22 protein-coding genes and 1 riboswitch are annotated in these 22,164 nt (G+C 40.3%); of the genes, 9 read left to right on the top strand and 13 right to left on the bottom strand.

All coding sequences use genetic code 11. The annotated features are described in order from the left end of the window. Positions 1–113: 113 nt before the first annotated feature. From F959_RS00420 to F959_RS00390, 7 genes are all read right to left on the bottom strand, one after another. The gene (locus F959_RS00420) at positions 114–551 is read right to left on the bottom strand and encodes an acyl-CoA thioesterase (RefSeq protein ID WP_004876395.1); all 438 of its coding nucleotides are present in this window, start codon (positions 549–551) and stop codon (positions 114–116) included. 8 nt (positions 552–559) lie between these two features. Next, a complete protein-coding gene (locus F959_RS00415) occupies positions 560–1,753 on the bottom strand; it encodes a hypothetical protein (protein ID WP_004876393.1) in 1,194 nt (397 codons plus the stop codon). A gap of 6 nt (positions 1,754–1,759) precedes the next feature. After that, positions 1,760–2,590 carry a hypothetical protein gene (locus F959_RS00410; RefSeq protein ID WP_004876391.1) on the bottom strand — a complete coding sequence of 277 codons (831 nt, stop codon included), beginning with the start codon at positions 2,588–2,590 and terminating at the stop codon, positions 1,760–1,762. Next, complete coding sequence (locus F959_RS00405; RefSeq protein WP_004876390.1) at positions 2,587–3,363, bottom strand: uroporphyrinogen-III synthase; 777 nt, start codon at positions 3,361–3,363, stop codon at positions 2,587–2,589. The genes F959_RS00410 and F959_RS00405 overlap by 4 nt, the downstream gene beginning before the upstream one ends. Further along, positions 3,363–4,280, bottom strand: a complete 918-nt coding sequence (hemC, locus tag F959_RS00400) for a hydroxymethylbilane synthase (RefSeq protein WP_004876388.1) — start codon at positions 4,278–4,280, stop codon at positions 3,363–3,365. The genes F959_RS00405 and hemC overlap by 1 nt, the downstream gene beginning before the upstream one ends. A 110-nt stretch (positions 4,281–4,390) precedes the next feature. Next, entirely contained in the window at positions 4,391–5,131 is a 741-nt protein-coding gene (locus F959_RS00395; protein ID WP_004876386.1) for a LytR/AlgR family response regulator transcription factor, read from the bottom strand. Between the two features lie 57 nt (positions 5,132–5,188). Then, positions 5,189–6,331, bottom strand: a complete 1,143-nt coding sequence (locus F959_RS00390; RefSeq protein WP_004876384.1) for a sensor histidine kinase — start codon at positions 6,329–6,331, stop codon at positions 5,189–5,191. Between F959_RS00390 and argH the strand changes: the two genes are divergently transcribed. Together argH and F959_RS00380 are read left to right on the top strand one after the other, a co-directional pair. After that, positions 6,322–7,755, top strand: coding sequence for an argininosuccinate lyase (argH, locus tag F959_RS00385; RefSeq protein ID WP_017196643.1), 1,434 nt, complete (start codon positions 6,322–6,324; stop codon positions 7,753–7,755). The two genes, F959_RS00390 and argH, sit on opposite strands and share 10 nt — an antisense overlap. A 9-nt stretch (positions 7,756–7,764) precedes the next feature. Further along, positions 7,765–8,037, top strand: coding sequence for an oxidative damage protection protein (locus tag F959_RS00380; protein WP_004876381.1), 273 nt, complete (start codon positions 7,765–7,767; stop codon positions 8,035–8,037). A 295-nt stretch (positions 8,038–8,332) separates the two neighbouring features. Here F959_RS00380 and phoU read toward each other — a convergent pair whose 3' ends face one another. Continuing rightward, positions 8,333–9,055 (bottom strand): phosphate signaling complex protein PhoU, encoded by a 723-nt coding sequence (gene phoU / locus F959_RS00375; protein ID WP_004876380.1) that lies wholly within the window; start codon positions 9,053–9,055, stop codon positions 8,333–8,335. Between the two features lie 297 nt (positions 9,056–9,352). Between phoU and F959_RS00370 the strand changes: the two genes are divergently transcribed. The 6 genes from F959_RS00370 (at position 9,353) to gluQRS (ending at position 15,706) form a co-directional block, all read left to right on the top strand. Next, complete coding sequence (locus F959_RS00370) at positions 9,353–10,312, top strand: hypothetical protein (protein ID WP_227499167.1); 960 nt, start codon at positions 9,353–9,355, stop codon at positions 10,310–10,312. A 45-nt stretch (positions 10,313–10,357) separates the two neighbouring features. After that, positions 10,358–10,491: riboswitch (TPP riboswitch) on the top strand. Between the two features lie 85 nt (positions 10,492–10,576). Then, on the top strand, positions 10,577–12,472 hold the full coding sequence (gene thiC / locus F959_RS00365) for a phosphomethylpyrimidine synthase ThiC (protein WP_004876377.1): 1,896 nt from the start codon (positions 10,577–10,579) through the stop codon (positions 12,470–12,472). Positions 12,473–12,547: 75 nt separating this feature from the next. Then, on the top strand, positions 12,548–13,159 hold the full coding sequence (locus tag F959_RS00360) for an NUDIX domain-containing protein (RefSeq protein WP_004876374.1): 612 nt from the start codon (positions 12,548–12,550) through the stop codon (positions 13,157–13,159). Between the two features lie 21 nt (positions 13,160–13,180). After that, the gene (gene cpdA, locus F959_RS00355; RefSeq protein ID WP_004876370.1) at positions 13,181–13,996 is read left to right on the top strand and encodes a 3',5'-cyclic-AMP phosphodiesterase; all 816 of its coding nucleotides are present in this window, start codon (positions 13,181–13,183) and stop codon (positions 13,994–13,996) included. A gap of 189 nt (positions 13,997–14,185) precedes the next feature. Further along, positions 14,186–14,719 (top strand): RNA polymerase-binding protein DksA, encoded by a 534-nt coding sequence (gene dksA / locus F959_RS00350; RefSeq protein ID WP_004876369.1) that lies wholly within the window; start codon positions 14,186–14,188, stop codon positions 14,717–14,719. Positions 14,720–14,842: 123 nt separating this feature from the next. Continuing rightward, a complete protein-coding gene (gluQRS, locus tag F959_RS00345) occupies positions 14,843–15,706 on the top strand; it encodes a tRNA glutamyl-Q(34) synthetase GluQRS (protein WP_004876366.1) in 864 nt (287 codons plus the stop codon). Between the two features lie 45 nt (positions 15,707–15,751). Here the strand turns inward: gluQRS and ftsW are convergent, their stop codons facing one another. From ftsW to F959_RS00320, 5 genes are all read right to left on the bottom strand, one after another. Further along, positions 15,752–16,945, bottom strand: coding sequence for a putative lipid II flippase FtsW (gene ftsW, locus F959_RS00340; RefSeq protein ID WP_004876364.1), 1,194 nt, complete (start codon positions 16,943–16,945; stop codon positions 15,752–15,754). Positions 16,946–16,955: 10 nt separating this feature from the next. Continuing rightward, positions 16,956–18,314, bottom strand: coding sequence for a UDP-N-acetylmuramoyl-L-alanine--D-glutamate ligase (murD, locus tag F959_RS00335; protein WP_004876362.1), 1,359 nt, complete (start codon positions 18,312–18,314; stop codon positions 16,956–16,958). A gap of 292 nt (positions 18,315–18,606) precedes the next feature. Beyond that, positions 18,607–18,861, bottom strand: coding sequence for a DUF6587 family protein (locus F959_RS00330; protein ID WP_004876361.1), 255 nt, complete (start codon positions 18,859–18,861; stop codon positions 18,607–18,609). Positions 18,862–18,917: 56 nt separating this feature from the next. Beyond that, positions 18,918–20,771: a ferrous iron transporter B gene (gene feoB, locus F959_RS00325; RefSeq protein WP_004876360.1), complete on the bottom strand. Its 1,854-nt coding sequence runs from the start codon at positions 20,769–20,771 to the stop codon at positions 18,918–18,920. Beyond that, positions 20,768–21,028, bottom strand: coding sequence for a FeoA family protein (locus F959_RS00320; protein WP_004876359.1), 261 nt, complete (start codon positions 21,026–21,028; stop codon positions 20,768–20,770). The genes feoB and F959_RS00320 overlap by 4 nt, the downstream gene beginning before the upstream one ends. Before the next feature lie 145 nt (positions 21,029–21,173). Between F959_RS00320 and xerD the strand changes: the two genes are divergently transcribed. Then, the gene (xerD, locus tag F959_RS00315; RefSeq protein WP_004876358.1) at positions 21,174–22,094 is read left to right on the top strand and encodes a site-specific tyrosine recombinase XerD; all 921 of its coding nucleotides are present in this window, start codon (positions 21,174–21,176) and stop codon (positions 22,092–22,094) included. Positions 22,095–22,164: the final 70 nt, after the last annotated feature.

Below are 22,164 nucleotides of genomic sequence, written 5' to 3'. Positions count from 1 at the left end.
TTTTACCTATTGGATGATTTATACAGTTACTATAATTTCTATTGACCATCAATAACAACTGTATAAATCTTCGCAATAAAATACCAAAATAGACATAATAGTCTTTATAATTATTAATGGGATACTAGATTATGCCCAGCATTAGATTCGAGTTGAATAATCTTATTTCGGATTGAATCAGGAATATTAACTTTCTTTGAGTCATGCTTCGTCACACAGACAAGTACAGCTTCTCCTGTAGCAACTACTTGGTTTTGTGCTTTGCTCCATAAGACATAATGCATACGAAAAGCACTATTCCTTAATTCCTCAATTCTCGCACCAATATGCAGCACATCTGGATAAAATACAGGACTTAAGTATTTACACTGACTAGATGCAACAACCGTCAATATATCTTGATCGAATATATTTAAAGCCATTAAATAAGCAATTCGGGCACTCTCAATATAACGATAATACTGTACATTATTTACATGTCCAAAAGCATCCATATCACCCCAAGCAACGGTTTGTTCATGAACGATAGGATAGACAGACAACTCTTTCATATTTACACTCATATCTTAAAATTAAGAAAATTAACATCATTTTCAAAGATTAAATTCAACTGTCTGATTAAATCAGGGTTGTCATCCAGAGTTGATTTAATCCGTAGATAACTCATTAGAATATTATCTGGATATAAAGCCAATAGCTGTTCTGCCTCAGATTTACGCTCAGTTGCCATATAAACATGCCATTTCGCAAATGTTAGCATCGGGACACTGGTATATTTTTGTTCAAGCTGAATAATACGCTGCTCAACATAGGGATAATCTGGAATTTGCTTTAATAACTGCTGCTGGAACCAAAGATAAAAGACTTCTGGGTCAAAATGCTCTTGCAATAAATGTAAAGCCAGATCAGCATGCTGAAGCCCCATTTCTGGCATACGTGCCAACAGTTTTAGCCATAATACTTTACTGCTGTATGGACGAAGCTGAATCTCTGATTGCAATGCCAAATAACGCTGTTGTAGCAGTGCTAAGTCATCCACTGAAGCCTGTTCAAACTGAATTAAGAGTTGCTGCAACCACAAGTCACGATGCTCTGCATCTAATAAACCATGCTGTGTTGTCTGCAAAAATATCCAAGGTTTTTGTAAGGCTAATTTCCCCCATAATGCAGTCATCCGCTGTTGATATGCATTTTCAATCTCGGTCAACCAAGGCGAAAGTTGGTGCTGAGATAAAAATTCGAGATGTGTCAGCGCTTTTTCAGTTTCTAGCCGTTCTAAAAAAATATCTATTCGTAACAATTCAGCCAATTCAAATGCCATCGGTGCTGATTTATCTAAACTTTGTAAGGCAGTATCAAAATCGCCATTTCTATAATCGAACTGTGCATCAATAATATTACTCAGCAAGCCTGACTGAGCAAAAACGCGCTCAATAAAGACTTGTTGATCTTTAGCCGCATCTAATAGCCAAACAATACCCAATTGCTCATAAGGGTGAAGTTCTTTGAAATTTAAAACAGTCTCTTTTTTGCGCTGCTCTCTTACAAAGTAACGTTTACCAAACAACCATCCCAATTGCACCAACAAACTAATCACGATAAAGAGCGCAATCAGCCCCAAAGCACTACTTTGAAATTGCCAATCTCGCCAATAGATATAAACATAACCATTTCCGTAACCAAAACTCAGTACCGCAAAAGCTGCAAATATCAACAATGTTGCAAATAAATAGATCAGCAATAAATGTTTCATCGTTAATTATCCAAGCAAACCAAGTGTTGTAAGTTTTGGTGCAGGTACAGTAGGTAAATTTGAAATTTTTTCCAATTTCATTTTCATTTGCTGGCTATCTCGATCAGGCAGATTTGCCAATATCTGCATCACCTCTAAAATTGATTTTCGATATTCAGACATCTGATTGTGATGTAAAGCTTGAGATGCTAGCAATAAACGTAGCTGAGCTTCTTTTAAGATAATTGAACGGTTAATTAAATCTGGTGCGGCACGTTGCACTTTTTCAAAACTAAACCATTTCCACCAAGCCCGATTTTCACTTTTTACCTTTTGTACGGTTGGATTATCAATCTCGGCTTGTAAACGCTGATCCAGTTGCTGCAATAAGTTATCTAGCTGCTGCTGTTGCTGAGTTTGAGCTAAAACATACTGCTGAATGGCAAGACGATCTTGCTCTATCGCTTTCATTAAACTTTGTTGTAAAGCAGGAGCCACATTGTATTGAACGATTTGTTGTTGTAGTTGGTTGAGGTGCTCTAACGCATAAATAAACTGTTGTTGATCAATAGCAAACTGAACCAACTCTAAATGTTGCTTAATTAAAATAACAGGTGCAACACCCACCATCATCATCGGAGGTGGAATACTATTTTCAACAGGTTCTGCAGCGCGTCCACTCTGCACTTGGCGCTGTAAAGCTACAAATTGATCATTGAGTAAGGAATAACGTTGCTCAGTTTGGGCAAGTTGCTGTTGTAATTCAGGTGTTGTTTGAGAATATTGCGCGACATTATAACTAAGTTTTGCTAACCACAATAAACTTAGCAATAGAATCAAATAAACAATTTTTCTCATACCTTTCCTTGCCAGCAACGCATACGGTGAATAATCTCTGATGCAGATAACTTTTCAAGCTGAATAATGTTACTTGCTTGATTTAACAATGCTTGTGAATGTGTTAATAACTGTGTCAGTCGCTCACCAAGCGTCAAATAGATCCACTCTGCTTCTACTTGATTTTGCGAGGTTAATTGCTGCCAATTGTTCCAACTGGCTTCACTACTAATCAACACCGCAACCTGCTGATGAGATTCAATATTTTTTAAAATTGTAGGAGTTTTTATGACACTTAATTCAGGACACTGACGGCGATAAAGCACAAAATTGAGAACTGAAATTCCTTGTTGCTGTAATTGCTGCATCATGAATTGTCGTCCACCTAAACCACGCCAAAAAGCAATCTGTTTAAGGTGATCTTGTTGCTTTAAAATTGGTAAATCCAGCATGCCTTCAGAACTTTCTACCTCAGGAACGAGGCTTTCTATTTTAAATTTTGCCAATGCCTGTGCGGTTGCTTGCCCCACAGCAATCCACTGAATATGTGTTAACTGCACCAAATCAATGTTTGCTTGTTGCAGATATCGCATTCCAACCTCAACGGCTGTAGGACTCACCACAACAATCACTTGAGTTTGTTCAAGCTGCTGATAGAGCTGCTGCAACTCGATAGAAAATGGCACAGCTGTCAGTTCAAGCAATGGTAATGTTTCAACCTGATACCCCGCATCAACAAGAGCCTCTGTTAATGTAGAGGCTCTATCTTGTGGGCGAGTATTGATAAATAACATTAATAAAGCGCTTTGAGCAGTTCACCGGCGCCTTGCTCTAATAATCGTTGTGCGAGCTGCACACCCAATTGTTCAGCATTTTCCGCTGTGCCATCTAACTGTTCTTTCAGTAGCGTTTTACCATCAACACTGCCCACACGCCCTTCGATTTTCAACTGATTATTTTGCAAAGTCGCATAACCCGCGATTGGAACTTGGCATCCACCTTCTAAATAGGCATTGAATGCGCGTTCAGCACGCACACAAATCGAGGTTTCTTCGTGTTGTAAAGGTTGGATAAGCTTTAATAATTCATCATCATTTGTACGGCATTCTAGACCCAATGCACCTTGTCCCACCGCAGGTAAACTTACTACTGGTGTTAAACAGTGACGAATACGATCTTCTAATCCTAGACGCTTTAAACCTGCACTTGCTAAAATAATCGCATCATACAGACCATCATCTAGTTTCGATAAACGTGTGCCAACATTCCCACGCAGATCAATAATTTCCAAATCAGGACGTTGCTGTAAAATCTGACATTTACGGCGCAAACTTGAAGTCCCAACTTTGGCACCTTGCGGTAACTCATCAAAATGCGGATATTGGTTTGATACAAAAGCATCTAAAGGATCTTCACGCTCGCAGATCACCGCTAAACTCAAACCCTCAGGCAAGTGCATCGGGACATCTTTCATCGAATGTACAGCCAAGTCAGCACGCCCATCGAGTAAAGCAGCCTCTAGCTCTTTTACAAATAAGCCCTTGCCGCCAATTTTAGCCAAGGGCGTATCAAGAATCTTGTCACCCTGCGTCACAAACTTAACCAATTCAACCGTTAAATCTGGATAAAGCGCATTTAAACGAGAACGAATATGCTCGGCCTGCCAAAGAGCAAGTGGGCTTTGTCGAGTTGCAATTTTTAGGGTTTTCATAAATCTAAGTTAAGTATTGATCAAAGCAATTGTTCCAAACTTAACTTGCTCATCTAAAATTGCAAGCAAAAAATCACAAAGTGTGCGCTATCCTACAGAAAACTGCCTGATTACAACTGATGCATACACTCTCGTAGACTCGGCAAATGGCGACGACTCACCGACAAGCGCTCATCAAGTTCTCGCAACCGTACTTGATATTGCCCCGCGGCAACCAACTCCAGTCCTTCCAAATAATCTAAAGAAACGAGTGCATTACGGTGAATGCGAATAAAACGATCCGAAAATTCAAGCTCTAAGTCTTTTAACGTCTCATCAATTAATACGCTGCCATTTTTATGGCGAACCGTAACGTATTTTTGATCAGCAAGAAAATAATAAACATTTTCCAGTGGAATGAGTTCGACCCCGCGATAAGTTTTCGCAGCAATTTGATGGCGTTGGGCTTTGGTATCGTACATATTGTCTTGTTGTTGTAAACCAGTCATTTGTGCTTGTGTTAATTGAGTTAAATTATTAAAAACCTGCTGTAAGTCTTGTTGTGCAACAGGTTTAAGCAAATATCCTTGTGCTTGAAATTTAAATGCTTCCAATGCATGTTGATCATATGCCGTGCAAAAAATAATTGCTGGACGCGGATTTAAACGGCTGAGTTGTTCAGCACATTCCAAACCATTCATCCCTGGCATTTGAATATCTAATAAAACGACATCGGGCGAGTCGTTTTCAATATGATTTAACACATCCTGCCCATGATGCGCCGTCGCAATCACTTCATGCCCCATTTGGGTCACCAAACGTGACAAACGCTCTACTGCGAGAGGTTCATCATCAGCAATCAGAACTTTCATCCTCTCCTCCTTGTCACCGTTAACTTCATCCATATTTTTTATGGTTAACTCGACTTATTATTTTACTCGATAGTGGTAACTCACCACAGTCGTATATAAGGACGCTCCCCCATAGACCTGAAACTTCACCGACCGCCCATAATAAGCTTTCAAGCGTTGTTCCACATTTTCTATCGCAATACCATTCCCTTTTCTCGATTTTATTTTATCGTGAGAATAAGGGTTAGTAATGACTATACTGACTTGATTTTGCAATATTTCAACCAATACGCTGATTGTAGATGGCTGCAAAACCGATTCCACCCCATGAAAAATACTATTCTCTAGCAAAGGTTGCAACGTTAATAATGGAATCGTCACACGTTTTAATTCAATTGGTGTCGCTTGTATGTTCCATTCTACATTTAAACGCTCACCCAAACGCATTTTTTCTATACTTAAATACTGCTGACAGAGATCAATTTCCTCATTCAAACTCACCAATTTCAGCTCTTGAAAACTCGCTCTAAATAACCGCGATAAATTGATTAGCATATTTTCGGCTTTATCAGGATCAATCGCGATCAAACTCACCACACTATTTAAACTATTAAATAAAAAATGTGGATGGATTCTAGCCTGCATGGCCTGAATACGCGCATTCAGCTCACTGTACTGCTGGTTAAGCCATTGTTCACGCATATATAAATAGCGCAAACAGAATGCACCTAGCAAGACTCCATAGCCCAAATGCAAGCTCGCACCATGAAACAGAATTTCTTCAGAGAACTGACTCGAACGTGTCGCCCAAAATTGAATAATATTCACCGCACAAGTGGTAAATAACACAATCATCTGAAGTAACAGAAAACCAAGTGTTAATGCAACTTTCTGGCTAAATTTGGCAAAAAATTCTTGGAAATAATCCACAAGTGCAGAAAAAGATAAAATCACCCAATTAATAAAAAACATGAATTGTAAAAATCGAAGCCATTCTAATGCTTCCCACGAGCGTGCTTCTGCAAGCGCTAAAACCATCGCTAAAACGTTACTTGCCACAATTAATTCTAATAAGTGTTGCCATTGGCCAATTTTCGTAAAAAAATAAGACCCTGATAAATTCATCTGACGAGATTGCGATAACTTCTTACGTCGAGTTTCGGCAACTGCGTTTGGATTTGCTATACTCTTTTTTATTTTACTGAGCCGCCATGACCACATCTTCTCAATCCTCATCTTCAGCAAGCCCTAATCAAACCTCTGGTATGTGGGGCGGTCGCTTCTCTGAAGCAACAGATGCTTTTGTTGCAGAATTTACAGCATCTGTGCAATTTGACCAACGTTTTTATAAACAAGATATTGCTGGTTCAATTGCACATGCAACAATGCTCGCTAAAGTCGGTGTACTTACTGAAGCTGAACGTGATGACATCATTCAAGGTTTAACGACGATTAAAGCAGAAATTGAAGCGGGTAACTTTGAATGGCGCATTGATCTAGAAGACGTGCACATGAACATTGAGTCTCGTTTGACTCAACGCATTGGTATTACAGGTAAGAAACTTCATACAGGTCGCAGTCGCAATGACCAAGTTGCAACAGATATTCGCTTATATCTACGTGATGAAATTGATGACATTTTAGGTCTGCTTCTACGTTTACAAAAAGGCCTTCTCAGCTTAGCAAGCCAAAACACCAATACCATCATGCCTGGTTTTACGCATTTACAAACAGCTCAGCCTGTAACTTTTGGTCATCACTTATTAGCTTGGTTTGAAATGTTGGTACGTGATACTGAGCGCTTACAAGACTGTCGCAAACGTGTCAATCGTATGCCTCTCGGCTCAGCAGCTTTGGCAGGTACAACCTACCCGATTGATCGTGCCTATACCGCAGAACTTTTAGGCTTTGAAGCTGTTTCAGAAAACTCATTAGATGCAGTTTCTGACCGCGACTTTGCAATTGAATTTAATGCAGCAGCGTCGTTAATCATGATGCATTTATCACGTATGTCTGAAGAGCTCATTTTATGGACTTCAGCACAGTTCAAATTCATCAACATTCCTGATCGTTTCTGTACTGGCTCATCAATCATGCCACAGAAGAAAAATCCAGATGTTCCTGAGTTAGTACGTGGTAAATCTGGTCGTGTTTTTGGTGATTTAATTAGCTTACTGACACTCATGAAAGGTCAGCCTTTGGCGTATAACAAAGATAACCAAGAAGACAAAGAGCCACTATTCGATGCGATTGATACTGTCCGTGGTTCATTGATGGCGTTTGCTGACATGGTGCCAGCATTAGTACCAAATATTGAAATTATGCGTGAAGCTGCATTACGTGGTTTCTCAACAGCAACAGACCTTGCTGACTATCTTGTGAAGAAAGGTGTTGCTTTCCGTGATGCACATGAAATCGTAGGTAAGGCAGTTGCGCTCGGTGTTGCCGAAGAGAAAGATTTATCTGAATTAACACTTGTACAGCTTCAACAATTCTCTGATCTCATTACTGCGGATGTGTTCGATAAAGCACTCACCTTAGAAGCTTCTGTGAATGCGCGTGATCATATTGGTGGCACTGCACCTAAACAAGTTGAAGCTGCAATCGCTCGTGCACACACTCGCCTAGAACAGCTATACGCTTAAGGATTTATGATGACTAGACAAGTATTTTGCCGTAAGTATCAAAAAGAATTAGAGGGCTTAGACTTTGCACCTTTTCCAGGAGCAAAGGGTCAAGAGCTTTTTGAGACTGTATCGAAACAGGCTTGGCAGGAATGGCTAAAACACCAAACCACGCTCATCAATGAAAAACGCTTAAATGTGTTTGAACCTGATGCAAAAAAATTCCTTGAAGAGCAACGTGAGAAATTCTTCAACAATGATGAAAGCGTTGAGAAAGCAGAAGGTTGGACTGAGCAAAAATAAGCACTTAGTCTAATTTTACTGGTAAAAAGAGAGCTGTTTTTCAGCTCTCTTTTTACGTGATATTTACACTAGTAATAAAGCATTACAGAGTATACACACTTGTCTACATGACACCTAAATCAACTCGATCTATATTTGTATTCAGAAAGACAAAGAGATACACCGATATCTCACGTAATACATGATATTTCTCTCCCAGACTTTTCCCCCGAAGTCTGGGATTTTTTTATTTTAAATTGACCAATAAAAAAAACCGCAGAATAATCTACGGCTCGATGTTATTTTCTTTTTCAAATTATTTTTGATTTACTTTCTGTTCAATTTCTTCAATGCTGGTATGACGAACATCCATCCCTTTCGCCATATAAATGACTTGTTCAGAAATATTACGAGCATGATCACCAACACGCTCAAGCGCACGCAACACCCACATCACATTCATCACACGCGAAATATGGCGAGGATCTTCAATCATATAGGTCATCAAGGTACGTGTTGCAGATTGATATTCACGGTCAATATCAGCATCTGCCATAACAACTTTGAGCGCTTGATCCACATCTAAACGAGCAAAAGCATCTAGTGCATCATGGATCATGACACGGACTTGGTTACCAATATGACGCGTTTCCATATAACCACGAGGAGACTCACCTTCCTCACAAAGGTTTTGTGCAATACGTGCAATTTTTGCAGCTTCATCGCCAATACGCTCTAAATCAGTATTGGCTTTGCTCATCGCAATCACCATACGCAAATCGATTGCTGCTGGATGACGACGTGCCAAAATCAGAGTTAAACCTTCATCAATATCACGTTCATATTGATTGACCGTATTATCTTTAAATTGTACGTCGATTGCTAAATTTGCATCTGTATCGAGCAAAGAATGAATTGCATTGGCAACCTGCTGTTCAACCAATCCCCCCATTGTCATAAATTTAGTGTGCACAGCTTGTAAGTCTTCATTAAATTGTGAAGAAATATGGTGACTTAACACAGGATTACTTGGACTCACAGTATGCCTCCACTAGACACATGGAAAAATGATTGGTGATTAAAACATAATAATGATGAAAGTTTTATGACAATCAATCGCTAGATTTCATGTTTATAAACTTGTCATTATAATCACGTCAACACAACAATATAGAAATAGATAAAGAACTTTATGATGCGTATTTTCAACATATGTTTGTTATGCACCGTCTTCATCACAGGATGTCAGAAAACACCCCAAAATGCTATTGAAAACGAGCAGCAACAAAAGCAACCTTCAGTTAAAACCAAGTCAGCAAATCATGAATGTAAAACTTTGAGCCAAAATCTTGAAAAGATTGGCCGTAGCAGCACCGTTGAATCACTCACTCAGGTCAATACTCAATTAAAGAAATGTATGACTCAAGCTGACAATACACGACAATTAAAATGGTTAGATGATTCAACAAAAATGTACAAACGTTTCTTGGATGCAGATACAGATGAGAAAAGTTTAGATGCGCTTTCAGAGTACTCATATAGCATTTTAGATAACGAAAATAATCATTCAGACCGTCGCACATCAACAATCCAAGTGGGCAGTCAGGAGCTATTTAAAAAATTAGCAAAGAGAGATCAATATCTACTCAAACATCAAGGTCAAGCCTATATTGAGTTTCAATATATTGGTGAAGGTGTTTTTGAATATCAAAGACAGCCTCAATATATCCTTGATATTTTCGCTCCCGCTTTGCCTAAAGACCAACAGCGCTTTGTCAAACAAATGGCAAAGGATAACCAAGATATTCTCTACAACGATGCTGCATTAACTATTTCTTGGAATGAGTTAGTGAATCGAGCATTGTTTTGGGAAAACTACTTAAAACAATATCCAAACGCTAAATTCAAAACAGATGCTCAAAGTCTACTGGACGAGTATCGTTACCTGATCTTTCTAGGAGTAGACAATAGCCCTGTTTCGGATGAGTTTGCTCCAAATACATGGATTGATCCAGATGCCTTAGCCACAATTAAAGCCCTAGCAAAACGCACAGACACTGACCTTGCTTCTACTGCACAAAAATTCTTGGATTTTATCGCGACACCAATAGAGCAGCGATCTGAGAAGTTTCAAATTGTCAGTGACTCAGACATTCATGAGGCTTCAGCAACAAGTGAGAGCCATGAAACACCGAATCCATATGAGCAATTAAAATCGTTATTGCAGCTTTCCTCGCCTTGGGAAAAGGAGCGCCAAAAAGACTGTCACGTTGATGCGATTTGCATTCAAATTTGACGAGAATTAAACAAGCATTTTTTTTTAAATCTGCTAAGCTTTGGACATTGCTTGACGGAGCGCAGTTAACAAACTGCTGAGATTGTCTTAATACTGAGGTCACACCTCTGGATTTAAAGATGAGTACCGTTGAACCTGATCAGGTTAACACCTGCGTAGGAATCAAGCCCAACAAAAAACTTAGCCTTTATTTATCATAGAGATAAATCCGCCATTGTTTTTGGTCGTGCTTGATTCGTTAATGCCATACATAAGGATCATGCCATGAACCAATTAACGAATCTTTCCCCTGCTGATATTTCTGCTCAACATGAGCAAGACGCTAAAGATTTAACCCGTATATTACCTGCTTCGCGCAAAGTGTATGTTGAAGGTTCTCGCCCTGACATCCAAGTTCCGTTTCGTGAAATTAGTTTGACTGAAACACCCACAGGTTTAGGCGGTGAACATAATCCACCGGTGATGGTCTATGACACGTCTGGTGTCTATACTGACCCAAGCATCGAAATCGATCTCAATAAAGGCTTACCTTCTGTACGCCAAAGGTGGATCGAAGAACGTCAAGATACCGATGTACTGACAGGCTTAAGCTCTGAGTTTGGCCAAGCACGTTTAAAAGATATTCGTACCGCAGACATTCGCTTTGCACATATTCAAAACCCTCGCCGCGCCAAAGCTGGCAAGAATGTCACACAAATGCACTATGCCAAACAAGGTATCATCACGCCTGAAATGGAATATATTGCGATTCGTGAAAATCAGCGCCAATCTGAAGGTGTTGATATGCGTCAACATGAAGGTCAAAACTTTGGTGCACAGAATCTAAAAGAGATTACGCCTGAATTTGTCCGTCAAGAAATTGCTGCGGGTCGTGCCATTATTCCTGCCAATATTAACCATCCAGAATGTGAACCAATGATTATTGGTCGCAATTTCTTGGTTAAAATTAATGCCAATATTGGTAACTCAGCACTTGGCTCTTCGATTGATGAAGAGGTTTCTAAAATGACATGGGCAACCCGTTGGGGTGCTGACACCATTATGGACTTATCGACTGGCAAGAATATTCACGAAACACGTGAATGGATTATCCGCAACTCTCCAGTTCCAATTGGGACGGTTCCGATTTATCAAGCTTTAGAAAAAGTCGATGGCGTTGCTGAAGATCTCACATGGGAAATCTTTAAAGACACGTTGATTGAGCAAGCCGAGCAAGGCGTAGACTATTTTACGATCCATGCGGGTGTGTTGCTTCGTTATGTACCAATGACCGCGAATCGCCTCACTGGCATCGTGTCTCGCGGTGGTTCAATCATGGCACAATGGTGCTTAGCGCATCATGAAGAAAACTTCCTCTACACGCATTTCGACGAAATTTGTGAAATCATGAAAGCTTATGATGTGTCATTTAGCTTAGGAGATGGGTTACGCCCAGGTTGTGTGCAAGATGCCAATGATGAAGCACAATTTAGTGAACTTAAAACGCTGGGTGAATTGACACATCGTGCTTGGGAACATGATGTCCAAGTGATGATCGAAGGTCCGGGACATGTGCCAATGCACATGATCAAAGAAAATATGGATCTACAACTTGAAGTCTGTAAAGAAGCGCCGTTCTATACGCTTGGACCACTCACTACGGATATCGCTCCGGGTTATGACCATATTACCTCTGCGATCGGTGCTGCGATGATTGGTTGGTATGGCACAGCGATGCTTTGCTATGTCACGCCGAAAGAGCATTTAGGTTTGCCAAATAAGAAAGATGTTAAAGATGGCATCATTACTTATAAAATTGCAGCTCATGCAGCCGACTTAGCCAAAGGTCATCCGGGTGCTCAAGTTCGTGACAATGCTTTATCTAAAGCACGTTTTGAATTCCGCTGGGATGACCAATTCAATCTGAGCTTAGACCCTGATACAGCACGCAGTATGCATGATGAAACACTTCCGAAAGAAGCACATAAATCAGCGCATTTCTGTTCAATGTGCGGACCTAAATTCTGCTCGATGAAAATCACACAAAATGTGCGAGATTATGCTCAAAATCAACACAATGCCAAGCAGTCAAATGATGCAGAAACAGATGTTGAAGCAGGTCTCAATGCCATGAAAACCGCTTATCAGGAACATGGTCAAAAACTGTACCATAAAGTGTAAATCGACTAAAAAAAGATTTTCCCGCGAATCATTCTCGGTTAGGATGAGATATGTACAATCTCATCCTGATTGAAGATGACCATTCTTGACCACGCCAGCTATTCAGCATCCGACGTTACGATAGAATCTCGAGAGTTTTTATTTCGAGGATTCATTCAAGTTGAGAAAGTGAATATTCGACATCGATTATTTAATCGCTCGGATTATTCACCTTTGATTCAACGTGAACTCGTACATCGTCCAGAAGCCGCTGGCGTTTTATTATATGATGATCAACAACAGCGCTTTGCATTGATCGAACAATTTCGTATTGGCGCGTTAAATGACGTTGAATCAGCATGGCAACTTGAAGTGATTGCTGGTGTACTTGATGGAGATGAATCTCCTGAAACATGTATTCGCCGTGAAAGTTTAGAAGAATCAGGTTGTGAAATAAAAGAATTACAACATTTATTCAGCTTCTACCCTTCTGCTGGTGCATGTTCAGAATTCTTTCATCTCTATGTGGCAGAAGTAGATCTACCTTTAACAGGTGGAATCTTTGGTATGCCAGATGAAGGCGAAAATATTCAACTTCATTTATTTGATTATTCTGAGTTAACACTCTTATTAAAAAACGGGCGTTTGAGAAATGCACCTGTGATCATGGCATTACAGTGGCTTGCTCAACATTTACAACAACGATAAAAATCTGAAGGGGGTAAGACTGTGACTTTTCAAGTCTCAACATTATCACAAAAAGATTTTGTGATGGTACAGATTACCGATACACACTTATTAGAGTATCCGCATTTGGAATTTGTCGGGATGCAACCTGAGCAAAGTTTCCGTGCAGTAATCGACTTGATGCGCCAACAGCACTCTGAAATTGATCTAATCGTCCATACTGGTGATTTAGCACAAAATCCAACACCTGTGACGTACCATCGTTATCTCGAACATATGAATACCTTGGGAATTCCATTTTTTCATACGCCGGGAAATCATGACGATGTAGCCTATTTTCCATTTCATGAAACAGAACCGACCAAACCGACCGTTGTTGAAGTAGGTAACTGGCGCATCATTTTATTAAACAGCGCGCAACCAGAACGTATCGATGGGAAAATTGCAGACATTCAATTACAGCAACTCACTCAATTACTAACTGAGTTAAAAGATTGTTATGTGATTATTGCATGTCACCATCATCCGTTTGCAATGCAGTCTGCTTGGATTGATCAACATAAACTCAAAAATTCTTCTGATTTATTAGAGACGATCGAGCCATTTAATAATGTTAAAGCAATTGTATGTGGGCATGTGCATCAGGATTCGATCAATACTTGGCAAGGCGTAGAATTCTTATCTACACCTTCGACATGCATCCAGTTTAAGCCAAAAAGTGACAAATTTGCTTTAGACGAAGAACACCCTGGTTATCGCTATATCCGACTTAAATCCAATGGTGAAATAGAAACTCAAGTCTATAGACTATCAAATTCGCAGCGGATGAGTAGTTCTGAAGTTTTAGGCTATGACTAAACTTTTGATTACAAATCACATCCTAGATTTCTCACGAAATCTAGACAGGAATGACTACCATCTTGCTCAAAAACTCTATATGATGTCGACCCTTGATGGGAAAAACCATCTTCGGTTTCTATAAAAACACTTGCATATCACCATATTTTTTGCGTATAGATAGTACGTGTATGATGAGGAATGCCCTATATGGCGAATGACAACCAAAATCAAGTCTTGGACGAACAGACAGCAGTGATCGACGATCAAAAATCGACTGTAAAACGTGTACGCAAAACCAAACCAAAAGCTTCTGAAGGCGGTACAACTGCTAGCTTGTTTGGAATCGAACCTTATCAGCCGAAAAAAAATGAAGAATACATGTCTGATGGACAACTTGAGCATTTCCGCCAAATCCTAAATGCATGGAAAGCTGAGTTAATGTCTGAAGTTGATCGCACATTGAATACAATGCAAGATGAATCAAGTGCACTACCTGATGTCAATGACCGAGCAACTCAAGAAGAAGAGTTCGCGATTGAGCTACGTACACGTGATCGTGAGCGCAAACTTATTCGTAAAATCGAACAATCTCTTGAAACAATTCAAAGCGGTGATTATGGTTTCTGCGAAACCTGTGGTATCGAAATTGGTTTGCGTCGCTTAGAAGCTCGACCAACAGCAACTCAATGTATCGATTGCAAAACTTTGGCTGAAATCAAAGAAAAGCAAAATAACGGTTAATAATCCCACCCAGCCTCCCTTTAAAAAGGGAGGAGTACTGAAAATTTATAATGTTTGAGTACTCCCCTCCTTTATAAAGGAGGGGTCTGGGGGAGGATTAAAAAACACGACCATTCAATCTTTATGTCTTATATCGGACGATTTGCACCCTCGCCAACTGGCCCTTTGCATTTTGGCTCGCTGCTAACAGCCGTCGCGAGTTATTGTGATGCTAAAGCCAACCATGGTAAATGGTTGGTTCGTATCGAAGATACAGACATCCCTCGTATTTATCCAAATAGTGAAATGCATATTCTATCTTGTATTGATGCATTTCAATTCGAACCAGATTCCGAAATTATTTTTCAAAAAGACCGTTTAGATATTTATGAGCAAGTGCTTGAACAACTCAAGCAAGCACAATTGATTTATGCTTGCCAATGCACACGGAAAATGTTGGGCTCAAATCATATCTATGTCGGTACTTGCCGTGATTTGAATCTCGATTTTGAGCAACAAGCCATTCGCCTAAAAGTATCAGATCAACAGATTTGTTTTGATGATCGCTTACAAGGTCAACAATGCTCAAATTTAAAATATGATCTCGGTGATTTTGTCTTAAAACGACGAGATGGCATTATCAGTTATCAACTTGCCGTCGTTGTAGATGATTATCTACAAAAGATCACGCATGTCGTTCGTGGCGCAGATTTACTCGACAATACTGTTCGACAAATTTGGCTTGGGTCATTACTTGACTATCCCAAGTTAAGCTATATGCATCTCCCATTGGCAATGAATGGTCAAGGCCAAAAATTATCAAAGCAGAATCTCGCTCAAGCCTTAGACATCAATAAAGCACCTGAATTACTTAGTGCAGCAATTCTTGCCTTAGGTCAGTCTATGGTTGAGCTCGATCAACCTCGAATAATGCTACAACAAGCTATTCAACAATGGGATGTAGAACGTATTCCCAAAGGCATTTATTTAAATGACATCTATCAATAAGCAATAAAAAAGCCCTGAATTCAGGGCTTTTTGAATTTAATGCGATTAGAAGTTTGATTCTTCTTTCACTGGATTCAACTCTTGCGTTGACGCATCAATTTTTAAAATCAGACTAATCATCGCAGCACACATCATCAGAGATGTACCACCATAACTAATGAATGGTAGCGTTAAACCCTTAGTCGGCATTAAACCCATATTCATGCCCGCATTCACTAGAATTTGCAGTAAGAAAATAATGCTGATTCCATAAGCCAAATAACCTGCCCGCAGATAATTATGCTGCAAGGCACGATGTCCAATACGAATACAGCATGCCAACATAGTAAATGACAAAACCATTACCGTCGTTACACCAAAGAAGCCAAACTCCTCCCCTAAAACAGCCAACATAAAGTCAGTATGTGCTTCAGGAAGATAAGAAAGCTTTTGCACACTGTGCCCGAGTCCCGTACCAAACCATTCACCACGACCAAATGCCATCAATGCATTGGATAACTGATATCCAACACCTAATGGGTCAGCCCAAGGGTTGGTAAATGAAATAAGACGCTGGAAACGGAAAGGCTCAAAGATAATCAGTGCACTAATCCCTGCGAGAATTGCACCAAGCATAATTAAGAACTGGGTTGCAGGTGCGCCAGCCAAGAAGAACACACCCACCATCATTAAAACAATTACAACGGTTGCCCCTAAATCTGGCTCTGCCACGATAAAACCAACCGTAAGCGCCATCACACCACTCAAACGCAGCAAGCCTTTCCAATGCGTTCTAACTTCTTTAGCACGACGAACAACATAATCCGCCGTGAAAATAGCCATAACGATTTTGGCGATTTCTGTCGGCTGTAAAGTAAAGCCACCAACCTTAATCCAACGATGCGAACCATTGACCTCTGTGCCTACAACCAATACCGCCAATAACAGCACCATGGTAACTAGCCATAAAGGGAAGGCATTTTTAAACCAGATATTTAAAGAAACACGATACGTCAAAAAGGCGACAACGGCTGCGACAACAATCGAAATACCATGACGGATCAAGAAGTAGAATGGATTCTCATGGATATACTCCGCATAGGGCATAGATGCCGATGCCACCATGACAGAACCAAAACAAAGTAAAGAAATCACACAAAAAATCAAAATATTGCGTGGTGTCATTTCAGCAGGAAGTTTAGGCAACCGATTAAATAATCTTGAAATCTTCTGCACTGTATTTTGGGCTAAATCAGCCATACTTCAGTTCCTAGTTTTTATTTTCATTCAAGGCATTTACAAATGCCACGAATTGATGTCCACGATCATTATAGCTTTTGAACATGTCAAAGCTAGCACAAGCTGGCGAGAGTAAAACGACATCCTCAGCTTGTGTGACTGTTTGAGCAAGCTCAACAGCAGCTTTGAGCGTATCAGCATGCTGAATGATTGTTGTGCCTTGGATGGCTTGCTCAATTATCGCGGCATCTTCACCGATCAGAATGACATTTTTGACATATTTTTGTATCGCATCACGCAATGGACGGAAGTCTTGACCCTTACCCTGCCCACCTAGAATCAATGCAAGTTTACCTTTTTTTACTTCAATCGCAGCGCCCAAACCATCAATCGCAGCGAGCGTTGCACCAACATTGGTACCTTTAGAATCGTTGTAATATCGGACGTTATCGACTGTTTTCACAAACTCACAGCGATGCTCCAAACCTTTAAAGGTTTTTAATGTGTTAAGCATCGATTGAGTATCTAAACCAACTGCTTCGCCTAATGCCAAACATGCTAAAGCATTCGCGACATTATGCATGCCCTGAATATACATTTCAGAAGTTTTCAATAAACGTTCACGGCCTCGTGCCAACCACATTGTACCGTCTGCATCACGAAGTACACCATATTGATTCAGATCAGGTGCATTAAGACCAAAACTTTGCATTGGCGTAACATCAGGAACCAACGGACGACTGAGATTATCATCACGGTTAAACACCACTTTTTTCACACCTTGGAAAATACGATGTTTAGCTTTGTGATAACCCAACATGTCACCATGACGATCCAAGTGATCCTCACTCATATTAAGCACAACTGCAACTTCTGCATTTAAATGCGAAGTCGTTTCAAGCTGAAAACTTGAAAGCTCCAAAACAATCAGCTCAGGCTTATCTTGCAAAAGATCAAGCGCAGGGCGACCAAGATTTCCACCTACAGCAACTTTTTTACCTGCATCTTCTGCCATTAAGCCAACCAAAGTCGTTACAGTACTTTTTGCATTGGAACCTGTAATCGCAATAATTGGCGCATCTGTTGCACGGCGTAAAAGTTGGATGTCACCTACAACAGGAATACCCGCCTCAATTGCCTGTTGAATTTCTGGGAGCTGTGGTGCAAGCCCTGGACTTAAAATAATTTCTTCCGCTTGTAGCAAAAGCTCTATATCTAATTTCCCAAAGCTCGTTCGAACGCCAGCAGGAATTTGATCATGACCCGGTGGAGTCTCTCGAGAGTCTGTTACTGCAACTTGGTAGCCCTGTCCATGTAGAAAGTTTACAGCTGATACGCCAGAGATTCCCAAGCCAGCCACAACTTTTAATCCACCACGTTGTATTAACATTTTTGCCCCATTTGATTGCAGATCACAGAATGGCAAAAATGTTAGCACTTTACTGTTTTAAATGCTTTTTCAGTTTTAGTTTTATTCCGTCTTTTTTGTGTCAGTGAGTAAAACAGAAGCGATCCTTAGCCACTTCGATTTCTTCATGGTTTATGAAGCTTCATAAATGAAGTTTTAGCTTAATTAAATTAAAAACTATCTTCTTTTTAAAACTTCTTTTATTTAGATCTATTTTATTTTTTCAGCATAAAAAAATACCCATATCAAATATGGGTATTTATCATTTTGGTTGTTATCGCCATTTCACTGTTTGCACAGCTTCAGTTGTTTTGCTGTCATTTTTTTCATCGACAGCACATCCACAACCACCACTACAGCCTACTGCCACTTTAGGTTTAAGCCATTTTGCCAAACTATTCCAGCCGAGTTGCTGGCAGATATTCGATAGTCCTAAAAATGCAGAGTTCGCAGTCTGAGGGAACACTTTTTTAAAGACAACGATAGCACTCCACAGCACCAATACAGCAACAATTAAGTATTCAAACATAAGCGTCTCTCCAATGATTCCCTCCCTCTTTTAAAGGGAGGTGTAATGGGATTTCATTACCCCCAAATGCGTGATGCGATTTGATAGGTAAAGAAAGACATTAAATAAGCTAAACCGAACAAATAAGCAGTCATCACCGCGACATGCTTCCAAGAACCTGTTTCACGACGAACAGTTGCCAGTGTTGCTAAGCAATGTGGCGCATAAACAAACCAAACCAGCAACGATAAGCCCGTAGCTAAAGACCAACCTGAGCCATCAGCACTGATTAAATGTGCTAAGCCTTGAGCAACGGCATCATCATCAGCACCAGATAAGGCATAAACCGTTCCTAATGCAGCAACCACAACTTCACGCGCCGCCATTGCAGGAATCAAGGCAATACAGATCTGCCAATTGAAACCGAGCGGAGCAAAAATTGGTTGCATCACATGCCCTAACATCCCTGCAAAACTATAATCAATCGCTGGCTGTGTCGCACCATCAGGTGCTTGAGGAAAGGTACATAGGAACCAAAGCAAGATTGAAAGTGCAAAGATAATTCCACCGACACGCTTCAAGAAGATCTTACCGCGATCAAGTAAACCAATACCCACACTCTTTAAATCTGGAATACGATAACTTGGCAGCTCAAGCAGTAATGCATGCTGTGATTTATCTTTCTGCAAAAATTTCATCACAAATGAAACACACAATGCGCTCACGATGCCTGCCATATACAAACCGAACAACACCAAACCTTGCAGGTTAAAGATTCCCCACACGGTTTGACTTGGGATAAATGCGGCAATTAATAAAGCATAAACAGGTAAGCGTGCCGAACAGGTCATGAGTGGTGCAACCATAATCGTGGTAAAACGATCACGCGGATCACTAATACTACGTGTTGCCATAATTCCCGGCACTGCACAAGCAAAGCTTGAAAGCAAAGGAATAAATGCTCGCCCACTTAAGCCTGCTTTAAACATCAATTTATCGAGTAAGAAAGCTGCGCGTGGTAAATAACCAGATTCTTCCAACACTAAGATAAAGAAGAATAAGATCAAAATCTGTGGCAGGAACACCACCACACCGCCTGCGCCCGCAATAATACCGTCAACCACAAGACTTTGAAGCAATGGTTGGGTAATGTGTTCACCTAAAGTTTCACCTAACCAACCAAAGAAGCCTTCAATACCATCCATGAAGGGTGCAGCCCAAGCAAATACCGCTTGGAACACGATAAACATCATCACCGCTAAGCTGAGCAAACCCAGCACAGGATGCAAGAAAATGCGATCTAGGAAATCTGTACGCTTATCTTCCTGATCAACGAAGTTCACCACATCTTTAAAAATCGTTTCGATTTTCTGATGGTGTTCACCCGTTAAACCACTGAGTTCAGTTTGCGGAGCGGTATATTTTTCTTGATCCAAGGCATGCAGTAAGTTTTCGATCCCTGTATTACGCACAGCCACTGTTTCCACAACAGGGACACCAAGGCGCTCAGACAGTTTTTGCGTATTGATCTGGATGCCACGACGACGCGCTTCATCCATCATGTTCAACACCACAAGAATTGGTCGACCCAATTCAATCATTTCAAGCACTAAACCCAAGTGCAACTTTAAGTTTGTCGCATCAACCACACACAAAAAGGCGTCTTGTTGCCCTTCCTCAGCAATTTTACCTTGGCAGACATCACGCGTGATCTCTTCATCAGGACTCGTCGCAAGTAGACTATAAGTACCGGGTAAATCAAGAACACGTACGCCTTTGCCTGAAGGAAGCTGGAAATGACCGACTTTACGCTCAACGGTTACGCCTGCATAGTTGGCAACTTTTTGGCGTGTTCCAGTGAGATGGTTAAATAGAGAGGTTTTACCGCAGTTTGGATTTCCCACAAGGGCAACACGTAACGCATCACTCATGTAGGTGCTCCTTCAACTTGAATTTCAATTTTTTCAGCCTCAGTTTTACGCAATGCAAAACGCGTAAAACCAATTTGGATTAGGATCGGATCGCCACCAAAAACGCCTTTGGTAATGACTTGTACTTGTGTACCAGGAACAAAGCCTAAACTTTCTAAACGAATCGCCACTAAATCTGGCTGTTCAGAGTCATCAACCAAGCGATTTACCTTAGTAATCATCGCCGTTTGCTTGACTTTTAATGCTGACAATCGCACCGCTACTAACCCTAAAATCTTTTATCTTAGTATACATACAAATGAGAATAATTACCAAAAACAATATCAGTGGCATTTGCTTTTGTCACACATCGACAACAATTCATTTTTCTTTTACAGTGCTCATGAATATAGGGCATCATTTATGTTAAATAAAAAACCTCGAATCCCTTCTGCGGTTTCTATTCCCAATGATCTTAGTTTTTTGCAAGGTTTTCGCGATTATCTCGTGGCCCAGACCGTGAGTCCACATACTCGTAATGCCTATTTATCTGATCTGATTCAATGTAGCGAGTTACATAGAAGTCAAACCTTGCCAGAATGGTCAAATGAAGATATTGCTGATGTTCTGATTGCGCTCACTAAAGCAGGAAAAAGCCCTCGTTCTATTGCACGTTGTTTATCTGCCCTTCGCCAATTTTATAAGTTTCTAAGAGAACAAGGTATTCGGGATGACAATCCCGTTGCCACTCATCGATCACCTAAAATTGGTCGTGCGCTTCCTAAAGATTTATCTGAGCAAGATATAGAAGCACTGATCAACGCACCAGATATTAATACAGTGTTGGGGCTACGAGATCGTGCCATGCTAGAGGTTTTATATGCTTGTGGACTACGTGTCTCTGAATTACTTAATCTACGTTTAGAACTGATCAATTTAAAACAAGGTTTTCTTCGTATTACAGGTAAAGGCAACAAAGAGCGCCTTGTTCCTTTAGGTCAATATGCCTGTGATTGGATTGAAAAATATTTAGCAGACTCACGACCACAACTTTATAAAAGTAGTACTGATTATCTGTTTTTGACTCAACATGGCGGGATTATGAGTCGACAAAATTTTTGGTATGCGATTAAGCGTTATGCTTTACAAGCAAATATCCAAGCAGAATTGTCTCCACATACCTTGCGTCATGCATTTGCAACTCATTTACTTAATCATGGTGCTGATTTACGTGTTGTACAAATGCTACTTGGTCACAGCGACTTATCTACCACACAAATTTATACCCATGTTGCTCAACATCGTATGCAAGAATTACACACCAAATACCATCCACGTGGCTAAAATGACCTTTTATCTTAGAAAAAGATAAAACATGATTTCGTTCACAGTCACTATGCAAGATTTAACGAAG

The organism is Acinetobacter venetianus RAG-1 = CIP 110063 (genome assembly GCF_000368585.1).
Classification (GTDB): domain Bacteria; phylum Pseudomonadota; class Gammaproteobacteria; order Pseudomonadales; family Moraxellaceae; genus Acinetobacter; species Acinetobacter venetianus.
Note: the sequence above shows the minus strand (reverse complement) of the source record. Positions and strands in the feature narration are given on the sequence as shown.

Coding starts and splice junctions, on each gene's coding strand:
- F959_RS00420 (WP_004876395.1), bottom strand. CDS start 551: ATGAAAGAGTTGTCTGTCTATCCTATCGTTCATGAACAAACCGTTGCT.
- F959_RS00415 (WP_004876393.1), bottom strand. CDS start 1,753: ATGAAACATTTATTGCTGATCTATTTATTTGCAACATTGTTGATATTT.
- F959_RS00410 (WP_004876391.1), bottom strand. CDS start 2,590: ATGAGAAAAATTGTTTATTTGATTCTATTGCTAAGTTTATTGTGGTTA.
- F959_RS00405 (WP_004876390.1), bottom strand. CDS start 3,363: ATGTTATTTATCAATACTCGCCCACAAGATAGAGCCTCTACATTAACA.
- hemC (WP_004876388.1), bottom strand. CDS start 4,280: ATGAAAACCCTAAAAATTGCAACTCGACAAAGCCCACTTGCTCTTTGG.
- F959_RS00395 (WP_004876386.1), bottom strand. CDS start 5,131: ATGAAAGTTCTGATTGCTGATGATGAACCTCTCGCAGTAGAGCGTTTG.
- argH (WP_017196643.1), top strand. CDS start 6,322: ATGACCACATCTTCTCAATCCTCATCTTCAGCAAGCCCTAATCAAACC.
- F959_RS00390 (WP_004876384.1), bottom strand. CDS start 6,331: ATGTGGTCATGGCGGCTCAGTAAAATAAAAAAGAGTATAGCAAATCCA.
- F959_RS00380 (WP_004876381.1), top strand. CDS start 7,765: ATGACTAGACAAGTATTTTGCCGTAAGTATCAAAAAGAATTAGAGGGC.
- thiC (WP_004876377.1), top strand. CDS start 10,577: ATGAACCAATTAACGAATCTTTCCCCTGCTGATATTTCTGCTCAACAT.
- F959_RS00360 (WP_004876374.1), top strand. CDS start 12,548: ATGACCATTCTTGACCACGCCAGCTATTCAGCATCCGACGTTACGATA.
- dksA (WP_004876369.1), top strand. CDS start 14,186: ATGGCGAATGACAACCAAAATCAAGTCTTGGACGAACAGACAGCAGTG.
- gluQRS (WP_004876366.1), top strand. CDS start 14,843: ATGTCTTATATCGGACGATTTGCACCCTCGCCAACTGGCCCTTTGCAT.
- ftsW (WP_004876364.1), bottom strand. CDS start 16,945: ATGGCTGATTTAGCCCAAAATACAGTGCAGAAGATTTCAAGATTATTT.
- murD (WP_004876362.1), bottom strand. CDS start 18,314: ATGTTAATACAACGTGGTGGATTAAAAGTTGTGGCTGGCTTGGGAATC.
- F959_RS00330 (WP_004876361.1), bottom strand. CDS start 18,861: ATGTTTGAATACTTAATTGTTGCTGTATTGGTGCTGTGGAGTGCTATC.
- feoB (WP_004876360.1), bottom strand. CDS start 20,771: ATGAGTGATGCGTTACGTGTTGCCCTTGTGGGAAATCCAAACTGCGGT.
- xerD (WP_004876358.1), top strand. CDS start 21,174: ATGTTAAATAAAAAACCTCGAATCCCTTCTGCGGTTTCTATTCCCAAT.